Below are 17,821 nucleotides of genomic sequence, written 5' to 3'. Positions count from 1 at the left end.
GGGAAATCATGAAAACATTAACCAACTACTTAACCCAGTGGTCAACATGGCGTGGCCTTGTGTTGATTGGTGCTGCGGTAGCGGGGATCCATCCCGACGCTGTTAACGCCGTCGTCAATGTCGGTGACATTATCGTTCAAAGTGTTGCAGCTACTGCGGTAGCAGGGGCGGGCGCGTGGGAAGCGTTCCGCAATGAGCGCAAGCAAGATAAAACCAAAATATGGCGGGGCTAAGATGGACGAAGAAAAGAAAAAACAGCTAGAGTTACTCAAAGGCAGCGGGATAGGGGGTTTTGGTATCATCCTATTGGGCATGATGTGGAACATTCAAACCAGCATCAACGACCAGCAAACCAGCCTAAACAAAGTGATTAACGAAATAGACAAGCGCGTGGTCGCGGTCGAGGTTCGCCAGCAGCGGGAGGACATTTATAATGTTCAGCGGGTTACCAAGTGATTTTAGTGTGGCGGTCAGAACACCCGACGCTGTAGTGGTAAAAATCCAGCCAAGCCAAGAGCTAATCCTTATTTTTGCCGCCGTTGTTATCGTTGCCGCCGCATGGGTTAAGCGCAGATAGTTATTGTAAAACCCCGAATCCATCAATGCCGATAAGTCACATTATCGGCATTTGTCGTTATTACTTACTCCGTTTAACGGTTCGCTTGGCCGAGGTCGCAAACTGCTTTTTAGGCGCTACAATAGGCGACTGCTTCAATTTAGACAGAGTGCTGATGATAACGTCCAGTTCTTCACGTATCGCGGCGGCTTCCTCGTCATTTCGCAAGCTGTCCACCTGAGCAGCAAGTTTGTCCTTTTCGACACGGTCAAATTTATTGAACTGTTTATCAAAAAACACCATTAATAACTGTCCAGCGGTAAATGTGTGCCGCTTATATGGTGTGATCAGTTTGCCGTCTTGGCTAAAGCTAAAGCCGCGCCAATCTTTAGTATTGGGGATTGCACGCTGATATAACTCAACGTAACGATCAACCCAACTCGGGCATCCAGTAGACCACCAATTATTAATGGTGCGCGTTGTTACACAGAAGAAATCGGCGGCTTGTTGCGTATCAACAGTGCCATTGGTACGAATAAAATGAGTTAAAATAAAAGTTCGGGTTCGTGGTTTCATCGTTTGAAATCCATTTTCACTGTATTTATTAGATTCTTTTCTCATAACGTGGCCGTCCTGATATTCTATTTAGTTACTAATGTTGGCTTTGCAATGTCACAACGACACCAAGAGCCGACCTGTAGAAAAGTAATAAAAAATAGCGTTTCGCGACCATTCCAAAACCAATGTCATTTATATAGAACTTTGACATAAAGGAAAAACCTTCCTATGCGCACAATGTATATTATGTTAAATACTGTCTATACGGTTCCCATCACTGTTCATCCAGTGTGGCTTGTCATTCCAAATGAATTTTGTGTCATTTCGTGATTCTAATTTTTGTTTATAGATATCAATACCATAAGTCACTCTATCAAAAAGCTTGCTCCATTATAGTGCAAAACTGTTCATCCAGACCGCATTAAACTTTGTGTTTGCTGCTTTTTGACAAAGTGCATCTCACACGCAGCTATGCGAACACTTTTGAAGTATAGATGACGTGTTGAAATGAATTTTATGAAACAATGCCCCAATCAAATCATGTTGCTCCATTAGAATGATTACTTACAATAATTCATAGGTTTACTAAGCTTAATTGGAATTGGTTCGTAGCTATATTTCCACTGCTTAATCTTACCGACTAATTTGTTTTAATGTTGATGACGTGATTTATCAACATCGGAGTCGTTCGAACACATCACCAGTTCCACTTGACTGTATCTTAAACAATTTAATCGTCGCTACGTGAATGCTTTGGTATATTGGACTCGCAAACTAGCCAGAAACACCTAGCAACGCGCTTATGCTTGTCCCAAAAGTCACAATAAAATACTAAGATGTTGCCGATTTTGAGCCGCTATGGACATAAATATGTCATTTTCAGGAGTTTTTATAGATATCGAGTGAAGCGCCCTAACCTTCTTTGGGACATTTTCAAGTTAGACTTTTAGCTCGAATTAGTGAATTTAGAATTAAAATTTCTATGGATAACGCCTGCTTAAGCGGCTTAACCTCCATAACTTCTGAGTAGCTTAATGTTGAACAGTTACGGTTAGTTATTAATACGATGACTTTTAAATGGGATTGATGTCCATAACACTGCCCCTGATAGCGTGTTCTGGTCTAATCCCATTGGACACTTAACTTTGAGACAGTATGGTCAATAAATTAAGAGGTCAATATGAGTCTGAACAAATCACATAAGAGTTATCCGCAGGCATTTAAGGATGAAGCCGTCTTGATGGTGCTGGAGCAAGGTTATAGCGTTGCCGATGCGACAAAGCCTCTTGGAGTTAGCACTAGTCTGCTTTACAACTGGAAGGAAAAACACGAAGCCTTGCAGCAAGGCCTTAGAATAGTCTGAATGTAATGAGTTGAAGAAATTTCGTATATAAAACAAATTATTACGCATGGATAAAGAAATTATAAAAATACCCAAGGGGCACACCGAGGCCAGCGCCTTCTTTGCGAGAGAAATGAAGTAAAATTTAGTTTCATCAAACAGCAATCTAACCTGTTTCCCATAACACTGTTATCCATCGATTCACACTGATTCTACTGACCAGCATACTTGCGAGAGCGGTACGAGAATGACCTTCGCTGAAATGGAGTAAGCCTAAATAGCGCCTACGTTTTGCGTGCACTTTTCTCCGATTTACTAAGGCTGCGATGTTCGGATTATTCATATTTTTTATAATTAAAAAGCGAATATCAATTAGGGCATATAATTAATGTAAATTGTATTGCTGGCGGTGGCTTTATACCTGGGCTGAAAAACAAAAAATGAGTATCGCGCTTAGCGTAAATTTATTGAACATTCATCATATAGGTCATCCTCTGGAGCTGGTTTTGATTAGTATTGGTTCTTGTACAGAACTTGATGATTGTGCTTTTTGGGCTTCTTCGATGCGTAAGTCAATAGTGGCAACTAACTTGGAAAACGCCGCCATCGAAGAAGCTCACGAGTTAGTCACCGTGGCGGACGATGGCGTGACGAGGCGGACGATGGCGTGACGAGGCGGGTGTGTCACTCCCAAATCGAGGTGTTCTATGTGGAACTTGCGAACGTTCTTTCGCTGCGGCGGTTGGCTCAGCCAAATCCGCAAGGATCGGGCAATCCGGGCGGCCATCGCCATGGCAATTTTCGGCTAGCTGCTCGAGCGTTTGCACCATAGCTTGTAGTTCAACGATCTTCGCCTTCAGTCCGTCGGCATGGGAGAGCGCCAACGCCTTAACGTCGGCGCTCGCGCGATCTCGATTGCACCACAAGAGCAGGAGCTCCGAGATTTGTTCGACAGAAAAGCCAAGGTCGCGTGCGCGACGGATGAAGCGAAAGCTTTGCGCGTCCGCCGAGCTGTAATTTCGGTAGCCAGCATCAGAACGATTAGCTTTGGGTATCAAGCCAATCTGTTCGTAGTAGCGAATCATCTTCGCCGAGATGCCGGACAACTTGGCTGCTTGACCAATATTCATCATTCTCTCCTTCTAGTAAATTAATCAAATACGCTCAAAAACTGAGGTTTACCTACGCACAGATATTTCTCTGGGCGTAAAGAACACGTCGGCATACAGGTATTCAGATCGCATTCATGTTGTCTATATTCCATCTGAAGATTGCTCAGAGCTAATGTGGTGATCAAATGCATATAGTCCCGCCACACCTCAGGTGTGACGACTCTTGAGTGGCAAAGAGATGTTCTCGGGCGTCGCTATAATCGTCCTTGAGGTGATCCAAGGGCGTATTTGGTGAAAACATGTTGTGTTACTCCTTCAACAATATTCGTCTACCAAGCGTGACTTTTGCGCTACCACCCTAAAAGCCAATGACTTGGTGTGGGTTTAAACCATCATCGGAGCCCTGAAACGCTTGAGTCGGAGCGCGTTGCCGAGCACAAATATACTGGAAAGTGCCATTGCGGCCGCTGCGAAAATTGGCGAAAGCAAGGTGCCATTCAACGGGTAGAGCGCACCCGCCGCAACCGGTATCAACACGGCGTTGTAGGCGAAGGCCCAGAAAAGGTTCTGCTTAATGTTACGGATCGTGGCCTGACTAAGCGCGATCGCATTCGTCACGCCACGCAAGTCGCCCGACATTAGCACCACGTCAGCAGCTTCTATCGCTACATCGGTTCCCGTGCCGATGGCGAGCCCAACATCAGCTTCGGCGAGTGCTGGCGCGTCGTTGATACCGTCTCCCACGAAGGCGACTCGCGCGCCATTGTTCCGGAACTTCTTCAGCGCCTCGACTTTACCATCGGGGAGGACCTCGGCTAAGACTTCATCGATGCCAAGCTGCTCGGCAATCGCCGCAGCGGTCGCCGCATTGTCGCCAGTGATCATCGCTACTTTCAGTCCGAGCGCGTGCAGCGCCTTGATTGCTTCGGGCGTTGTTTCTTTGATTGGATCTGCGACTGCAATCACCGCTGCCAAGCGGCCGTCGATCGCGGCATAAAGTGGGCTCTTGCCTTGCTCGCCGAGACGCAGGGCGGTGGACTGCAAGCTCGACACATCCAGACCGAGCTGCGTCATAAACCGATCCGCACCGACGGCGACGGTACGACCTGCGACCTTGGCCGACACGCCGAAGCCCGGTGTTGCGTCGAAGCTCTCGATAGGTGCAAGGGTGAGGTTCAACTGCTTTGCGGCTGTGACGATCGATTCGGCAATCGGGTGCTCGGAGCGGGTCTCGACGGCCGCAACAAGAGCAAGAACTTCGTTGTATTCAAATCCCTCGGCAGGCACGAGATCGGTCAGCTCGGGGCGTCCTTTGGTCAGCGTGCCGGTTTTGTCGAGCGCAATAACGCTCACATCGCGCAACGCCTGCAAGGCTTCGCCCTTACGAAAGAGTACGCCGAGTTCGGCCGCACGGCCGGTGCCAACCATGATTGAGGTCGGCGTTGCCAGTCCCATAGCGCACGGACAAGCGATAATAAGAACCGCGACCGCATTAACGAGCGCAAAGGTCAGCGCTGGGGGCGGGCCGAAGATTAGCCAGACTAGGAAAGTCAGCGTGGCAGCTGCCATCACCGCTGGGACGAACCACATGGTCACTTTGTCGACCAGCGCCTGGATCGGCAGCTTTGACCCCTGCGCTTGCTCGACCAGACGAATGATCTGCGCGAGCACCGTATTCGCGCCGACCTTGGTGACGCAAAAACTGAAAGCGCCCGTCTTGTTGATAGTGCCACCGACAACTTCGGCTCCCACCCCTTTAGATACGGGCACCGGCTCACCGGTGATCATGCTCTCGTCAACATAAGAGGCACCTTCGACGACTTCGCCGTCGACCGGAATCTTCTCGCCCGGACGAACGAGCACTATGTCACCAGTCATCACCTGATCGAGCGGTATTTCGAACGTTTCGCCGTTGCGCTGGACGCGTGCGGTCTTAGCCTGAAGTCCGACGAGCCGCTTGATCGCTTGCGAGGTTCGCCCCTTGGCGCGCGCCTCCAGCATGCGTCCGAGCAGGATCAAGGTAACGATGACCGCAGCAGCTTCAAAATAGACGTTGGCAGTGCCTTGCGGCAGCGCTTCAGGGGCAAAGGTTGAGACGATCGAATAGCCATAAGCCGCCGCGGTGCCGACCGAGACCAGTGAGTTCATGTCAGGAGCACCGCGCAGCAACGCCGGTACCCCTTTTAGGAAGAAGCGCAGACCAGGACCGAACAGGACCAGGGTGGCGAGAACGAACTGCACATACCAGTTGGTCTGTTGCCCCAGAACCCCCATCACCCAATGATGCATGGCGGGAATAAGGTGAGAGCCCATCTCAAGGATGAATACGGGCAAGGTGAGGATGGCTGCAGTGATGAAAGAACGTCGCAGTGCCCGCGCCTCGCTCTCACGACGCTCAGTGTCCTGATCGCTAGCATTCGCCGTTTCGGCGGACAAGCGACGGGACTTGTAGCCCGCCTGTTCGACAGCGGCTTCAAGATCTGCCGTGGAGACGCTCCCTGCAAAATGGCGCACCCTCGCGCGCTCGGTCGCCAGATTGACAGTGGCTTCGAGCACGCCCGGAATTTTTACGAGCGCTTTCTCTACCCGGCCCACACACGATGCGCAGGTCATGTCCTCGATCGCCAACTCGATGGTCTCTTCGCGAATGGTGTAGCCAGCGCTCTGAATGGCGTGGACAGCCGCCTGCGGATTGGCTACGCCGGGGAAAGTCATGTCGGCGCGTTCGGTAGCGAGATTGACCACGGCCGTCTGCACTCCGGGGACCGCTTTCAACGCTCGCTCGACACGGCCGACACATGATACACACGTCATGCCTTCGACAGGCAGGCTCAGACGAGTGCCTGCGGACACGGATTGATTGGCGTTTTGTGGCAAGGAAACAGAAGCCATTGAACTACTCCTTAAATGTTGAGTTAAAAAAAGCTTAATGCTTCCAACTATGGGAAGGTCAAGTCCTGTGTGTGATTTATTTCACGACGCGTCCGTTCGAAATGCCGTCGGCGCCACTGCAGTCCTGCTCCGCCTGCGCGCAGATCTCCCAGCCGCCACCCAGCGCCTTGTAGATGCTGACAACGGCAAGCTGTTGGTGGGTGCGAGCGATTGCCAGCGCACGCCGGCTTGCAAAGTCGGACCGTTCGGCTTCGAGCACATCAAGGTAGATGCCTTCACCTGCTGAGAACCGCACACGGGCAAGACGAGCCGCCTCGCGATTTGCAGCTGACTCAAGCAGACGCAGCTCAAGCGTGCTACCCGCGGCGCCATAGGCTTTGAAGGCATCATCGGTTTCCTGCAGTGCGCGCAACACGATCTGGTCGTAGACGATCAACGCCTCTTGGGTACGTGCCTCGCTGGCGGCGATGCGGGCACGCACGCGCCCAGTATCGAAAAGAGACCAGCGAATGACCGGGCCGAGGAAGCTGGACAACACTCCGGAGCCATTTACTTCATCGAGACTTCCAGCAACAAGCCCGATTGAACCATGCACTTGGATCTCGGGGTAGAAACCAGCCGTCTCGACCCCAATCCGAGCGGTCGCCGCAGCGAGAGTCCGTTCAGCCGCCGCAATATCAGCACGCCGAGAAAGGAGTGCTGCGGGATCGCCCACGGCGATTGTTCGAACAGCAAGCGCTTCACGCGCAGGCGTTACAGCGGGTGGTCTAAACGTCTGGGGCGTTTCGCCAAGAAGGATGGCCAGTGCATTGCTGGAGGCCGCACGGCGGCGCTCCAATTCTGGCACGGCCACCTCGACATGGTGCAACAAGGCCTCGGCACGGAGCTGGTCGAATTCGCTGGCAGAACCGGCGTGCACGAGACGTTCGACCAGGCTCAGGCTTTCGCGCTGGCTTTGGCTGATGTCGGCGGCTACAGCTAGTTCGGCCTCGATACCGCGTAGCTCGAACCAAGTGGCAGCCACCGCAGCAGCGACCCCCGCCTGCACACCACGCAGCAGAGCCTCGCGGGAACCTGCTTGCGCCTGAGCGGCCTCCACCGATCGCCGCACACGGCCAAAAAGATCGATTTCCCAGGAAGCGTCTACCGCGCCGCGATAGGTTTCTATCTGACGCGACTGACTATGGGGCGTCTCGACCTCACTCCGGCGACGGTTCTCATAACCAAGCTCAGCGCCACCGCTCGGCAGGAAGCCCTGACGGCTCTCACCCAACATGGCCTTTGCCTCTTCGAGCCGAACGACAGCGATACCTATGTCATGGTTCGCCGCGAGGGCCCGCTGGATCATGATGTTCAGAGCTGGATCGTCGAAGGTGCCCCACCACTTCACCTCAACGGTCCCTGTTCCAAGACCGGCGGGAGGCTCACTGAAATTGGTCGGAAACTGCGATGAAGGTAGTGAGTAGTTTGGGCCCACCGCCGCGCATCCAGTCAAGATGAGCGCACTCAGGGGTAACAGAACTGCTTGGTAGGGGCTTCTCATGACATGATCTCCTCAATGTGCGGCTTAGCACTTGAACTGTGCCGCTCGAAGCGAGCCTCCAAGCCACGTATCACTACATAAAAAACCGGTGTCAGGAATAATCCGAACAATGTCACGCCGAGCATACCTGCAAAGACCGCAATCCCCATAGCCTGGCGCATTTCAGCCCCTGCACCGCTTGCCAATATCAACGGTACAACACCAGCAATAAATGCCAATGAGGTCATCACGATAGGCCGCAACCGTAATCGACAAGCCTCAACGACCGCCTCCAGCGCACTTGCTCCTGCGGCTTCGAGACTGCGTGCAAACTCGACGATCAATATTGCGTTTTTGGCCGCCAAACCGACGAGCACGATAAGCCCAATCTGGACAAAGACGTTGTTGTCGCCCCCTGCCAGCCAGACACCGGTAATCGCGCTCAAAAGACACATCGGCACGATCAGCAGAACTGCAAGGGGCAGCAGCCAGCTGTTGTATTGCGCGGCGAGGATGAGATAAGCGAGCAGCACGCACAATGGGAAAATGAACAGCGCAGAATCGCCAGCCAGTTTTTGCTGGTAGGTAAGATCAGTCCATTCGAAGCTCATGCCTTCAGGCAAAACCTCCTTGGCTAATCGTTCCATGACCGCAACAGCCTGCCCCGAGCTGACGCCAGCCATCGCACCGCCCGAGATGTCGGCCGTAGGGTAACCGTTGTAGTGCATCACGCGGTCTGGGCCGGCACTTGGCGTCACAGTGACAAAGGAGGACAACGGCAGCATATCTCCGGCCGCGTTGCGCACCTGCAGGCGGCCGATAGATTCGGCTTGCATGCGGTGGTCTACATCGGCTTGGGCCGTCACCTTATAGGTTCGACCGAAGCGGTTGAAGTCGTTGATATATAGAGATCCGAGATAGACCTGAAGCGACTCGAACACATCCGCCAGACGAACCCCCTGGCTCATAACCTGAGTGCGATCGATGGTGACATCTAACTGCGGCGCATTGATGTCAAGACTGGTCATGAGCCCGGCCACCTCGCCCGACTCGGTAGCTTTTGTCATCAGGATCTGGGTCTGCTGCACCAGAGCTGCGAGCCCGGCACCACTGCGGTCCTCGACCTGCATCTTAAATCCGCCCGTCGCGCCAAGGCCAGGCACCGGTGGTGGCGGGAACACGCCGAGGAAACCATCGGGGATGCTGGCAAATTGGGCTTGCAAGCGCCCCGCAATCGCCATAGCGCTGAGATCGGGTGTAGTGCGATCTTTAAACGGGTCGAGCATATTCCGTTTGGGCAAGTATCGATGCCGCTTCAGCCTGGCGCAGGTGCGCCGTCGCGGCGTTCAGCGCGGCTTGGAACACCCGAGGATCAATGAGAAAGAGCTCGCAGCCCTTTTCGACGAAGCGTCCCTCGGGTAGGCTTACGTTCTGAATGTAGCCAGCAACCCTCGGGCGCAGCTCAACCCGCTTGACCGCGGTCAGCGAACCTGTGAGTTCGACAAATGGCGTCACCGGACGAACGATCACTTCGGCCACCGGAACGCTTGGTGGCTTTGCGGGACTGATAGAGGGAATAGCCTCCTTGCATCCTGCGATAGCGAGTGCAACGCTTAGCGCCACAGTGGTTATGGTTATGCGTTTGACCTTCATCATTTTTTCCTTTCTCGATAGCAGTCGACAGTTAGTTTTGCTGAGCCGAGGTAGCTCCTACTGTATTTATCCGGCTTACCACGCTTAGAAGGCCAAGTGTTTTTTTGATTAGTAAGGGGGCCTTGCGAGACGCAGCGAACTCTAACTCTGATGACGAAAAAATCATGATCAGCGTCGAAAATCGCTAAGTATTAAGGCATGCACATAGAAGAAAACTTCCTCGACAAAAAAGCCAGACATACGGTCTTGGCTGCTACGACCACTGCACTTACAAATGAGAGCGATTGGAAGTGTTGTTACTGCTGGCAGCTTTAGCCTACTGGTTGCATTCATGTTAGGGCTGACAGCAGAAATGGCCTGATTGCAGTTCCAAGCAAACAGCATTAAACACTGGCGAGTTTTACCGTTCGACTACTTGGGTATGAGGAATGTAAGCTCGCAAACTTAGAGCTTAGAACTAAGCAGATACAAGCTAAAATAAGGAAATGATGTTCTGGCCTTAAGTGTCAGACTGAGCAGTAATCAAAATGAAGAAGAGCTGATACTATGATTAAATTCGTGGAGATCCATCAGGTGTTTGATCAAGGCTAGCGCATGAGTGCCATTGCCTTAATTGCATTAGATTTACTTCTGTCTGTGAGCGTTCAGTGTACTGTTCAACCCATATTAGACAATTTTCATTGAGAATTTTTGAACTCTACAGGTGACAGTTCACCATTAGCAGAATGAAGTCACTCCAAGTTCTAATATTTCATTTAAACAGTCACATCTAGCTTAAAAAAACTCCCTTGTTGGTTGAGCAATGTTAAAAATCCAATAGTGTAAAGCTACCAAAGAAACGCTCAACGAAGGCATTATCCCAACACGCACCTACATCCCCCATACTGTCTCAAAATTAAGTGCTGAAATAAAATTAGACCGGAGCAGGTGCAGTGGTATAGAGAGTCTGACCATTATATTGGCGGTGATATTACATTTTTGGAAAAAATTCAATTACTCTGTCCTTAAATTATATCCATTTATAACTCGTTATGGGCGGATAAGCAGCACCTCTGTTACTAGGTGCTGCTCTCCTAAGAACCGTACATGCAACTTTCACTGCACACAGCTCAAGCCTCCACTAAGGTGCACTGTCAATTGGCGGTATTTTGCGACTTGCTGCTTCTATCTACACTGCAACAGGTTGACTCAGGTTTGGCCGGATATCCAATTTCCTCCAGAGTGTCGAGTATTTCGTCTTGCGATTGGCAGCTTTGTACATTGATACTACGGCTGGAGAGATCTGCTGTTACGACTGCATCGGCGTCCAATTCCTTTATTGCACGGTTGATCAAGCCAAAGCAGTGGTTGCAGGTCATATCGGTAATTTTTAACGTTAACATCGTAAATCTCCTTTGCTAAAGTGGGCAGCTAAAATTCTGCACCTTGCTACAGGGAGAAGGTCAAGGCTTATTTTCTGTGATGTTACCCAGTACCAGTTGTGCCCAAATGGCACAATGTGAGCAGGGGTCGCCAGTGCTGCAATCTGATAGCTACTGCAGTACTTGCTGCATTTGCTGTAGCTCACTGCTCTTCCCTTTAATGCTGCTCTACCAGCTGTTTGACTTTACGGCTTTCCCGCTCTAGATCGCACCAGAGCTACAGTAAGGATAAAATGTCATCTAATGCCCCCCCTATCTTTTGGCGCGAGCTATAAACTCCAACAGTTGTAATTGCTGAAAGTTATACAGTAGCTGGCTTTAGTGCGTGGAGCCTTATTTAACCTGAACTCGGGATAAGAAATGTTGAACTAATAGCCCTTCAAGTGATCGGAACTTTCGACCAAGAAAAAACCATCATACCGGAGGGCCTATAGTTATTTTGATCATGCTTTTTTATCTCAAAAGATTGTCTTCGTTGAATTCAAATAGTCTTCGTTTTAATTCCATACTTACACTTCTGATAAAAATAGAGTGATAAATTACTTAAAAACTATATTATTAAATATAAATAAAGTCATATTTCGGCAATCTTCAATCAGATGCAGATTGATTTATTAGCGCTTAAAATCATATTTTTTGACAAAGTTTCTACGTATTTCCCAAACTCATTTTGTATGAAAAGCCACAGTTTTGTGTGCGTGGCCACTCAAAATGAGGTTTCGCGGCAGACTGAGATTTGCTTTTTTTCGCCGATATCTTCTGGCCATCTTACCTGCTCTTATTTGGGTATTAGTACGATCAACTAAGTTTGTGCTTGGGGACTTGATGATGGTTTGTTGCTACCTCTCGTCGCGCGTGCTGGCACTTTGCCAATTTGAAGATGTACTGCAAATACGCCAGCAACAAAAACCGATGCAATTATCACTCATATAATGAAGCAATGTTGCCTGTTAAAACTTATATACTTACGATTTAGCTTAAAGCATAGACACTAAGGTTAAAACCCACATTCGTCATCGGTAATGATGTGGGTTTTAAGAAGCATGATCTTAAAGTCGTTAGTATTTATGCAAAAAATTCAATTTCCTTAAATAAGGTCGAACCAACACCCTGCCCCCGAGCTGTAAAATCAACAATAACGTTTTTTACTACAGCAAACGGCAGCTTGCGAAACATAACATCAGATAGGTATATGGAACATCACCCACTTCAAGCAAGGTAAGTAGGCTGATTGACACAATAACTAGACCATCCATAGTGCACCTCAATTCGTTATTTTTTAATATTATACGCAGAAGTGCGACAGCTTGTGTCGTAACTAAAAGGAAGTTTGTACAAGGACTATTATATTATCGCTAGGCAATGAATCTTCGATAACTTGCTGTACAGAAAGTGGTTTAAGTGGCTTGTTGGATGGCGTCATTTATCGCTCATCTACTACTAACATGTGAAGTGGTTAAATGCCACCGTCAAATACGACAAGCTGATGATTGACATCGGGCGGATGAGTAAGAATAATACGCGGCAGGCTGCAGAGAAGCCTGTCCGCAAAAGATGATATCACTCTGATAAATTAACAGCGTTGCGAATCGATTTCATATCGAACCCACAGCAATCAAATAAGTTTGGCTTAGCGGAATGCCAATAAACTTAGGAGAATTGTTTGTGAAACATGCAACCGCTAACACTTTCAAACCCGCCGGTATCAATGTTGAACTTTCTGACATTGTACCCTTGGCAGCCACCGAAACGCCCTCCCACGGGAAATCTCACTCAGGATCTCAGTCAACTGAGTCCTTAGGTACGTTAGCTATCCCTACTTTGTATTTGCGCTTTGCGTTACCCATGGCATTGGCCATGATGCTCAGCGGCAGCTACAACTTAGTTGACTCTTATTTTATTTTGAAATACATCGGTGCCGATGCATTGGCTGGGGTGACGATTGCCTTCCCGTTACAAATGATGATTTTTGCTTTGGCCTGCATGATAGGAAATGGTACTGCGACCTTAGTAAGCCGATTTTTAGGGGCAAACAAGTTTGATAAGGCGAGTCAAATCGCGAACACTGGTTTTGCGTTAGCCCTATGTTGCGGCGTGATAGTGACTATCTTGTCACTCGCCCAGCTTGATCATTTATTGGCGTTTATTGGGGTAAGCTCAACACTTGCCTTAGCTGCTACAGAGTATCTACAACCCATTCTCTATTTTAGTCTATTCACTTTTTTGTTATCTCTTAGCGGCGATTTACTCAGAGCACAAGGCAAAGTCGTGGTGATGCTGCTGGTTATCTTGTTGTCGGCGGTCATGAACATCCTGTTCGATACACTCTTTATTGCCGTTTTAGATATGGGCGTGAGTGGTGCTGCGTGGGCAACGGTGGCGGGTCAATGTGTGAGTCTATTTATTGCAGCCGTCTATTTTGTCCCCAATAACCGTTTTGCCAGTAAACAGGCGCTTTTTTATTTTAGAATGGAGCAGATAAAGCTCAACCTCACTGAGATAAAAGCGATTCTTGGCTTAGGTAGCCCTATATTATTGTCATATCTTGGGATTGCCTGCGTGATCTCATCGGTAAATCATATTTTAGTCAGTCATTTAGCCAATGTAGTGCCCAATACGCCAGCGGCGAATGAGGTCGCGTACATGATCAGCGCTTATGGTTTGATCGGACGCTTTAATATCTTTATCGCCCTGCCGCTCATGGCACTTACCAGCGCAGCGCAAACGATCAGTGCCTATAACTATGGGGCGATGGCATCTTCTCGGGTGTTAGCGTGTGCTAAATGGGGAATCGTCTTGACCTGCTGTTATCTGAGTATAGTGACAATTGTATTTATGGGTTTTCCTAACTCGGTATTTCGCGTGTTCACCGATGCCCCCGCACTCATTGCCGCCTGTATTAAAATCTCGAGTGTGACGTTTATCACCCTACCTTTGGCGGGGATCACAGCTATTGCGATTGCTGTGTATCAAGGCACAAATCGCCCTAAGCTTGCATTGCTATTATCTGGGATAAAAATCTATGGTTTGTTACTGCCCCTGCTGGTCCTGTTACCTCAACTATCCTTCGCAGATATTTCATTTATCACAGGCGCATTAAACATTAATATCATGCCAAACGCTTTGACTGAGTTATGGATGGCCTTTCCAATTGCGGACATCTTAGCTTGTCTCTTGAGTTTATTGATCATCAGTATTTGGCCTTTCATTCACGTGCCGCGAGCAAATCGAGTCAGTCATGGAGGTAATGCAAAATGAAGTTAGCCAAGATGAAAGACTCAAGCGCCATCGCATTAAATGAAACCAAAGTTCGCGCTAAAAAACTACTCAAAGCTTGTCAGCAGGATGAGCCGTTAGCCAAGCAAAGAGTCGCGACCTTAATGGCGAAGTTGGGCATCTTACACTCAGATCTCCAGCTTAAGCATTGCCAACAAGTGATTACACGTGAGCTAGGGTTTATCGATTTTCATCATTGCCAGCGAGTCCTGTCGGGTCAAGCCATACTTGGGGATGATTGGGGAAGTTTATTCCATACTAAACAATGCGACACATTACTCAATCATTGGTTTACTGGCTATTTAGCCGCGCGTGAGTTTAATGCGCAAGCTGAGGACACATTGCTACTCCCCTACAAGAAGCAGTTTTTTGTGGTGGAGCGGCGAGATTACTTCAATGCGCTGAATTTGCGGATAATTTTGCAACCGGTGGATAACGCTGGCGAACCGACAACACTCCGGGATCTGGTGAGTAGCTATGCTAATGCAAACTGGAACTCCTTTGCGCTGGCCATGGTCCAACACAAATTACCAAAAGTGTAATGATGGCTGAGATTGTCAGTGCATCATGTTGAATGAGGAAGTCTAGAGTTAAATAATACAAGCAAAGTCATCATTGCTGATGGTCTTGCTTGTGAAATATGGCTGAGGCGCTGCGTTTCGGATCAGAAACGCAAGGCTAAAATAGCTAAAATGCAAAAAGCCGCTAATTGCTTAGCGGCTTTTTTGACGAAATCTGGCGGAGGAACTGAGCTTAGAATGAGGAACCTAGGGTTCAAATTATATAAACAAAAAAGCCATCATTGCTGATGGCTTTTCCGTAAAATATGGCGGAGGAGCAGGGATTTGAACCCTGGGTGGGCTATAAACCCACGCCGGTTTTCAAGACCGGTGCATTAAACCACTCTGCCACCCCTCCGAACGAGGCGCATAATATAAGTAAGTCTGTTGACTGTAAAGCACTAACTCTCAATTATGCGCCAATTGTTGCTATTACACTCAATCCGCTGGATTTTGCTTCACATCGGACATTATGCCTACCCGTGCGGGATCTGGCTTAGTGAAATGTTTGCCAAAGTCGCCCCACTCTTGTTGACTCTTAAGTATATAGCCGGCCACAACTAAGATAGCGCAACATAGGATACCCCAACCAATCGCCACTTCACCTAAGCTTGCCCACATAGCGACTAAGCTTGATGCACCAAAGGCAATGCTGATCTGTAAGAAGTTCTGTAATCCTGCGGCTTTAGCAGCATTCTGACTAAACTGCTGTAGCGCACTGTTAACGACTATTGGATAAATTGCACCATTGGCCGCCGCTAAAATAGAGAAAGAAATAAGCAGTGGGAAAATCGTGCTCGCGGGATAAATCAGCGTGAACATGATGATCGAAATAACGCAGGCGGCAAAAATCGACAACAAGATATTGAGAGTTTGATGCCCGCCAATGCGTTTTATCAGTAACTTACTCGCATAACCACCGACAATAAACATGATGGTTTGCGGGATAAAACTTAACCCAATTTCAGTCGCTTGATAACCGTGCATTTCCATCACAATCGGCCACACAGTTAGGTAGGCAAAGAAAGCACCGGAACAGGCACCGAAGATCACGACGTTGCCTAAATAGCGGGTGTTTTTCAAAATTTGCCCATAAGATACTGCAGCATGTTCACTGTGTTTATGTTGACTCTTGCCTGGAACAAAGTACAAGGTCATCAATACCAGCAGAAATGCGATAACACACAAGGAGATAAAGATTGCACGCCAGCCTAATTCGTTCAGAATATAAGCGCCAAGGATCGGTGCTAATGCAGGCGATAATGCGACCAATGGCATAATGTTGCTGAAAATACCTTGGGCTTTATCGGCATCATATTGTTCAACCACAATAGCTTGCCAAATAACCCCTGCACTACAGGCGCCAATGGCTTGGAAGAAGCGCGCGGTATTGAGCATTAATATAGAATCACTGTTGGCAATAAACACGCTAGCAATGGCAAATAAAACAAGGCCAAAGATCAGTGCCCAACGTTTGCCGATTTTATTGACTAACGGGCCGTAAAGCAGCTGACCTAAGGCAAGACCCGCAAGGAAACAGGTCAGTGACATCGCCACCTGTGATGGTGTGCTGTCAAATGAGCCTTCAATTGCTTTGAAAGCAGGCAAATACATGTCAGTGGCAATAAAGCCAAGCATGCTCAACATGGCTAAATAGAATAGAAACATAAAGAACTTTATGTTTACAAAGGTGTTACTAGACGTTTTCATAAAATAATCGGGTCAGATTGACTAAAGTGTGCAGTCTAAAGACTTGTTAAATTTATTGGAAACGTTTATTTTTGACTTGTGCTATCAATTATTTTCATCGGAACGGACGTCAGCTATGCTCTCAGAACAAGCGCTAGAACTCATTGATATTGTGGCTCGTGTAGGTAGTTTCACAGCGGCGGCGAATCGGCTGCATAAAGTGCCCTCTGCCGTGAGCTACGCGGTCAAGCAAATAGAAGAAGAACTCGGCGTCATTCTTTTTGAACGGCATCATCGCAGTGTAACCTTAACCCCTGCGGGTGAACATTTTGTGAAGCAAGCCAGAACCTTGCTCACGCAGATGGACGAGATGAAACGTGGCACTCAGCGCGTGGCAAATGGTTGGCAACCCACCTTATCCATAGCCCTTGATAATATCGTCCGTGCCGACAGGATCAGCGTATTAATTGCTGACTTTTATCGACACTTCCATGATATTGAATTAATTATTCGCATTGAGGTCTTTAACGGGGTTTGGGAAGCGCTCGCCACGGGTCGCAGTGATATTGCTATTGGTGCGACAACCGCAATTCCAGTCGGTGGCGTTTACCAATATAAAGACATGGGGGATATTGAGTGGGCGTTTCTTGTTAGTAAAAATCATCCCTTGGCTGGTATTGACCGCCCATTAAGTGACGATGAGCTGCGCCCTTTTCCCTCGATTTGTTTAGAAGATACCTCTCGGGAAATTCCAAAACGTATGACTTGGTTGCTAGAGAATCAACGCAGGTTAGTCGTACCTGATTGGATCCGTGCCATTAACTGTTTCCGCGAAGGTTTAGGCGTCGGTTATATGCCAGTGCATTTAGCGAGCGTGTTTATTAAGGCGGGTGCGCTCGTTGAGAAACAACTGGAAAATCCAAAGCAGACAAGCCCTTGTTGCTTGGCCTGGAATGCTGACAAGATGTCGCCTGCTCTCGCTTGGGTGCTGGAATATCTTGGCGATACTGAAAAATTGCACAAAGAGTGGCTGGCTTAAGCTTGGTTTAAACTCAATATGCTGATCTAGTCATTGAAATCAGCGTTGAGTGTGATTGTGTACCGTCTGCTTATGTACAGACTGAATCTTTACCTTCATAGTGGATGAAGACGCAGATACAAGAATTTTATTGTCATCCCAAAACCACCGCCTCTGGCGGTGGTGATTGTTCCTTGAGGCTATAGCCTGAATTACGCCCAT

At 48.5% G+C, this 17,821-nt stretch carries 13 protein-coding genes, 1 tRNA gene and 4 pseudogenes; 7 read left to right on the top strand and 11 right to left on the bottom strand.

Features of this window, described 5'->3' with window-relative positions; all coding sequences use genetic code 11:
• Nucleotides 1–8: 8 nt before the first annotated feature.
• From GWI56_RS21000 to GWI56_RS20990, 3 genes are read left to right on the top strand one after another with little or no spacing between them, the layout of a single operon-like run.
• A complete protein-coding gene (locus tag GWI56_RS21000) occupies nucleotides 9–233 on the top strand; it encodes a hypothetical protein (RefSeq protein ID WP_198573970.1) in 225 nt (74 codons plus the stop codon).
• A gap of 1 nt (nucleotide 234) precedes the next feature.
• Complete coding sequence (locus GWI56_RS20995) at nucleotides 235–456, top strand: hypothetical protein (RefSeq protein WP_198573969.1); 222 nt, start codon at nucleotides 235–237, stop codon at nucleotides 454–456.
• Nucleotides 434–577 carry a hypothetical protein gene (locus GWI56_RS20990; RefSeq protein WP_198573968.1) on the top strand — a complete coding sequence of 48 codons (144 nt, stop codon included), beginning with the start codon at nucleotides 434–436 and terminating at the stop codon, nucleotides 575–577. The genes GWI56_RS20995 and GWI56_RS20990 overlap by 23 nt, the downstream gene beginning before the upstream one ends.
• Nucleotides 578–637: 60 nt before the next feature.
• Here the strand turns inward: GWI56_RS20990 and GWI56_RS20985 are convergent, their stop codons facing one another.
• Nucleotides 638–1,132, bottom strand: coding sequence for a hypothetical protein (locus GWI56_RS20985; RefSeq protein ID WP_242068458.1), 495 nt, complete (start codon nucleotides 1,130–1,132; stop codon nucleotides 638–640).
• A gap of 1,162 nt (nucleotides 1,133–2,294) precedes the next feature.
• Here GWI56_RS20985 and GWI56_RS20980 point away from each other — a divergent pair.
• Nucleotides 2,295–2,648 (top strand): annotated as a pseudogene (locus tag GWI56_RS20980) (transposase); the annotation flags it as partial.
• Here the strand turns inward: GWI56_RS20980 and GWI56_RS20975 are convergent.
• The 8 genes and pseudogenes from GWI56_RS20975 to GWI56_RS20940 form a co-directional block, all read right to left on the bottom strand.
• Nucleotides 2,644–2,799: pseudogene (locus GWI56_RS20975) on the bottom strand (IS630 family transposase); the annotation flags it as partial. The pseudogenes GWI56_RS20980 and GWI56_RS20975 sit on opposite strands and share 5 nt — an antisense overlap.
• Before the next feature lie 280 nt (nucleotides 2,800–3,079).
• Nucleotides 3,080–3,586: a Cu(I)-responsive transcriptional regulator gene (gene cueR, locus GWI56_RS20970; RefSeq protein ID WP_198573966.1), complete on the bottom strand. Its 507-nt coding sequence runs from the start codon at nucleotides 3,584–3,586 to the stop codon at nucleotides 3,080–3,082.
• 366 nt (nucleotides 3,587–3,952) lie between these two features.
• Nucleotides 3,953–6,460, bottom strand: a complete 2,508-nt coding sequence (locus tag GWI56_RS20965; protein WP_198573965.1) for a heavy metal translocating P-type ATPase — start codon at nucleotides 6,458–6,460, stop codon at nucleotides 3,953–3,955.
• Nucleotides 6,461–6,536: 76 nt separating this feature from the next.
• Nucleotides 6,537–8,003 carry a TolC family protein gene (locus GWI56_RS20960; RefSeq protein ID WP_198573964.1) on the bottom strand — a complete coding sequence of 489 codons (1,467 nt, stop codon included), beginning with the start codon at nucleotides 8,001–8,003 and terminating at the stop codon, nucleotides 6,537–6,539.
• Nucleotides 8,000–9,268 (bottom strand): annotated as a pseudogene (locus tag GWI56_RS20955) (efflux RND transporter permease subunit); the annotation flags it as partial. The pseudogene GWI56_RS20955 and the gene GWI56_RS20960, both read right to left, overlap by 4 nt.
• Nucleotides 9,252–9,638, bottom strand: coding sequence for a biotin/lipoyl-binding protein (locus tag GWI56_RS20950; RefSeq protein WP_198573963.1), 387 nt, complete (start codon nucleotides 9,636–9,638; stop codon nucleotides 9,252–9,254). The pseudogene GWI56_RS20955 and the gene GWI56_RS20950, both read right to left, overlap by 17 nt.
• 674 nt (nucleotides 9,639–10,312) lie before the next feature.
• Nucleotides 10,313–10,521, bottom strand: a pseudogene (locus tag GWI56_RS20945) (IS3 family transposase); the annotation flags it as partial.
• 247 nt (nucleotides 10,522–10,768) lie between these two features.
• Nucleotides 10,769–11,017 (bottom strand): heavy-metal-associated domain-containing protein, encoded by a 249-nt coding sequence (locus GWI56_RS20940; protein WP_198573962.1) that lies wholly within the window; start codon nucleotides 11,015–11,017, stop codon nucleotides 10,769–10,771.
• Between the two features lie 1,704 nt (nucleotides 11,018–12,721).
• On the opposite strand from GWI56_RS20940, the gene GWI56_RS20935 reads away from it, so the two are divergent.
• A complete protein-coding gene (locus GWI56_RS20935; RefSeq protein ID WP_198573961.1) occupies nucleotides 12,722–14,314 on the top strand; it encodes an MATE family efflux transporter in 1,593 nt (530 codons plus the stop codon).
• Complete coding sequence (locus GWI56_RS20930) at nucleotides 14,311–14,874, top strand: hypothetical protein (RefSeq protein ID WP_113940471.1); 564 nt, start codon at nucleotides 14,311–14,313, stop codon at nucleotides 14,872–14,874. Before GWI56_RS20935 ends, GWI56_RS20930 begins: the two co-directional genes overlap by 4 nt.
• Before the next feature lie 285 nt (nucleotides 14,875–15,159).
• Here the strand turns inward: GWI56_RS20930 and GWI56_RS20925 are convergent.
• Both GWI56_RS20925 and punC read right to left on the bottom strand, forming a co-directional pair.
• Nucleotides 15,160–15,250 (bottom strand) — tRNA-Ser (locus GWI56_RS20925).
• 80 nt (nucleotides 15,251–15,330) lie between these two features.
• Nucleotides 15,331–16,602 carry a purine nucleoside transporter PunC gene (gene punC / locus GWI56_RS20920; protein ID WP_198573960.1) on the bottom strand — a complete coding sequence of 424 codons (1,272 nt, stop codon included), beginning with the start codon at nucleotides 16,600–16,602 and terminating at the stop codon, nucleotides 15,331–15,333.
• Nucleotides 16,603–16,717: 115 nt separating this feature from the next.
• Between punC and punR the strand changes: the two genes are divergently transcribed.
• Nucleotides 16,718–17,620, top strand: coding sequence for a DNA-binding transcriptional activator PunR (gene punR / locus GWI56_RS20915; RefSeq protein WP_198573959.1), 903 nt, complete (start codon nucleotides 16,718–16,720; stop codon nucleotides 17,618–17,620).
• The last annotated feature ends 201 nt before the right edge of the window (nucleotides 17,621–17,821 follow it).

This window comes from Shewanella sp. DW31 (genome assembly GCF_015767295.1).
GTDB classification, from domain to species: domain Bacteria; phylum Pseudomonadota; class Gammaproteobacteria; order Enterobacterales; family Shewanellaceae; genus Shewanella; species Shewanella oncorhynchi.
Note: the sequence above shows the minus strand (reverse complement) of the source record. Positions and strands in the feature narration are given on the sequence as shown.

Bases quoted from the DNA above. Each gene is read 5' to 3' on its own strand.
- GWI56_RS21000 (WP_198573970.1), top strand. From the start codon at position 9: ATGAAAACATTAACCAACTACTTAACCCAGTGGTCAACATGGCGTGGC.
- GWI56_RS20995 (WP_198573969.1), top strand. From the start codon at position 235: ATGGACGAAGAAAAGAAAAAACAGCTAGAGTTACTCAAAGGCAGCGGG.
- GWI56_RS20990 (WP_198573968.1), top strand. From the start codon at position 434: ATGTTCAGCGGGTTACCAAGTGATTTTAGTGTGGCGGTCAGAACACCC.
- GWI56_RS20985 (WP_242068458.1), bottom strand. From the start codon at position 1,132: ATGAAACCACGAACCCGAACTTTTATTTTAACTCATTTTATTCGTACC.
- cueR (WP_198573966.1), bottom strand. From the start codon at position 3,586: ATGAATATTGGTCAAGCAGCCAAGTTGTCCGGCATCTCGGCGAAGATG.
- GWI56_RS20965 (WP_198573965.1), bottom strand. From the start codon at position 6,460: ATGGCTTCTGTTTCCTTGCCACAAAACGCCAATCAATCCGTGTCCGCA.
- GWI56_RS20960 (WP_198573964.1), bottom strand. From the start codon at position 8,003: ATGAGAAGCCCCTACCAAGCAGTTCTGTTACCCCTGAGTGCGCTCATC.
- GWI56_RS20950 (WP_198573963.1), bottom strand. From the start codon at position 9,638: ATGATGAAGGTCAAACGCATAACCATAACCACTGTGGCGCTAAGCGTT.
- GWI56_RS20940 (WP_198573962.1), bottom strand. From the start codon at position 11,017: ATGTTAACGTTAAAAATTACCGATATGACCTGCAACCACTGCTTTGGC.
- GWI56_RS20930 (WP_113940471.1), top strand. From the start codon at position 14,311: ATGAAGTTAGCCAAGATGAAAGACTCAAGCGCCATCGCATTAAATGAA.
- punC (WP_198573960.1), bottom strand. From the start codon at position 16,602: ATGAAAACGTCTAGTAACACCTTTGTAAACATAAAGTTCTTTATGTTT.
- punR (WP_198573959.1), top strand. From the start codon at position 16,718: ATGCTCTCAGAACAAGCGCTAGAACTCATTGATATTGTGGCTCGTGTA.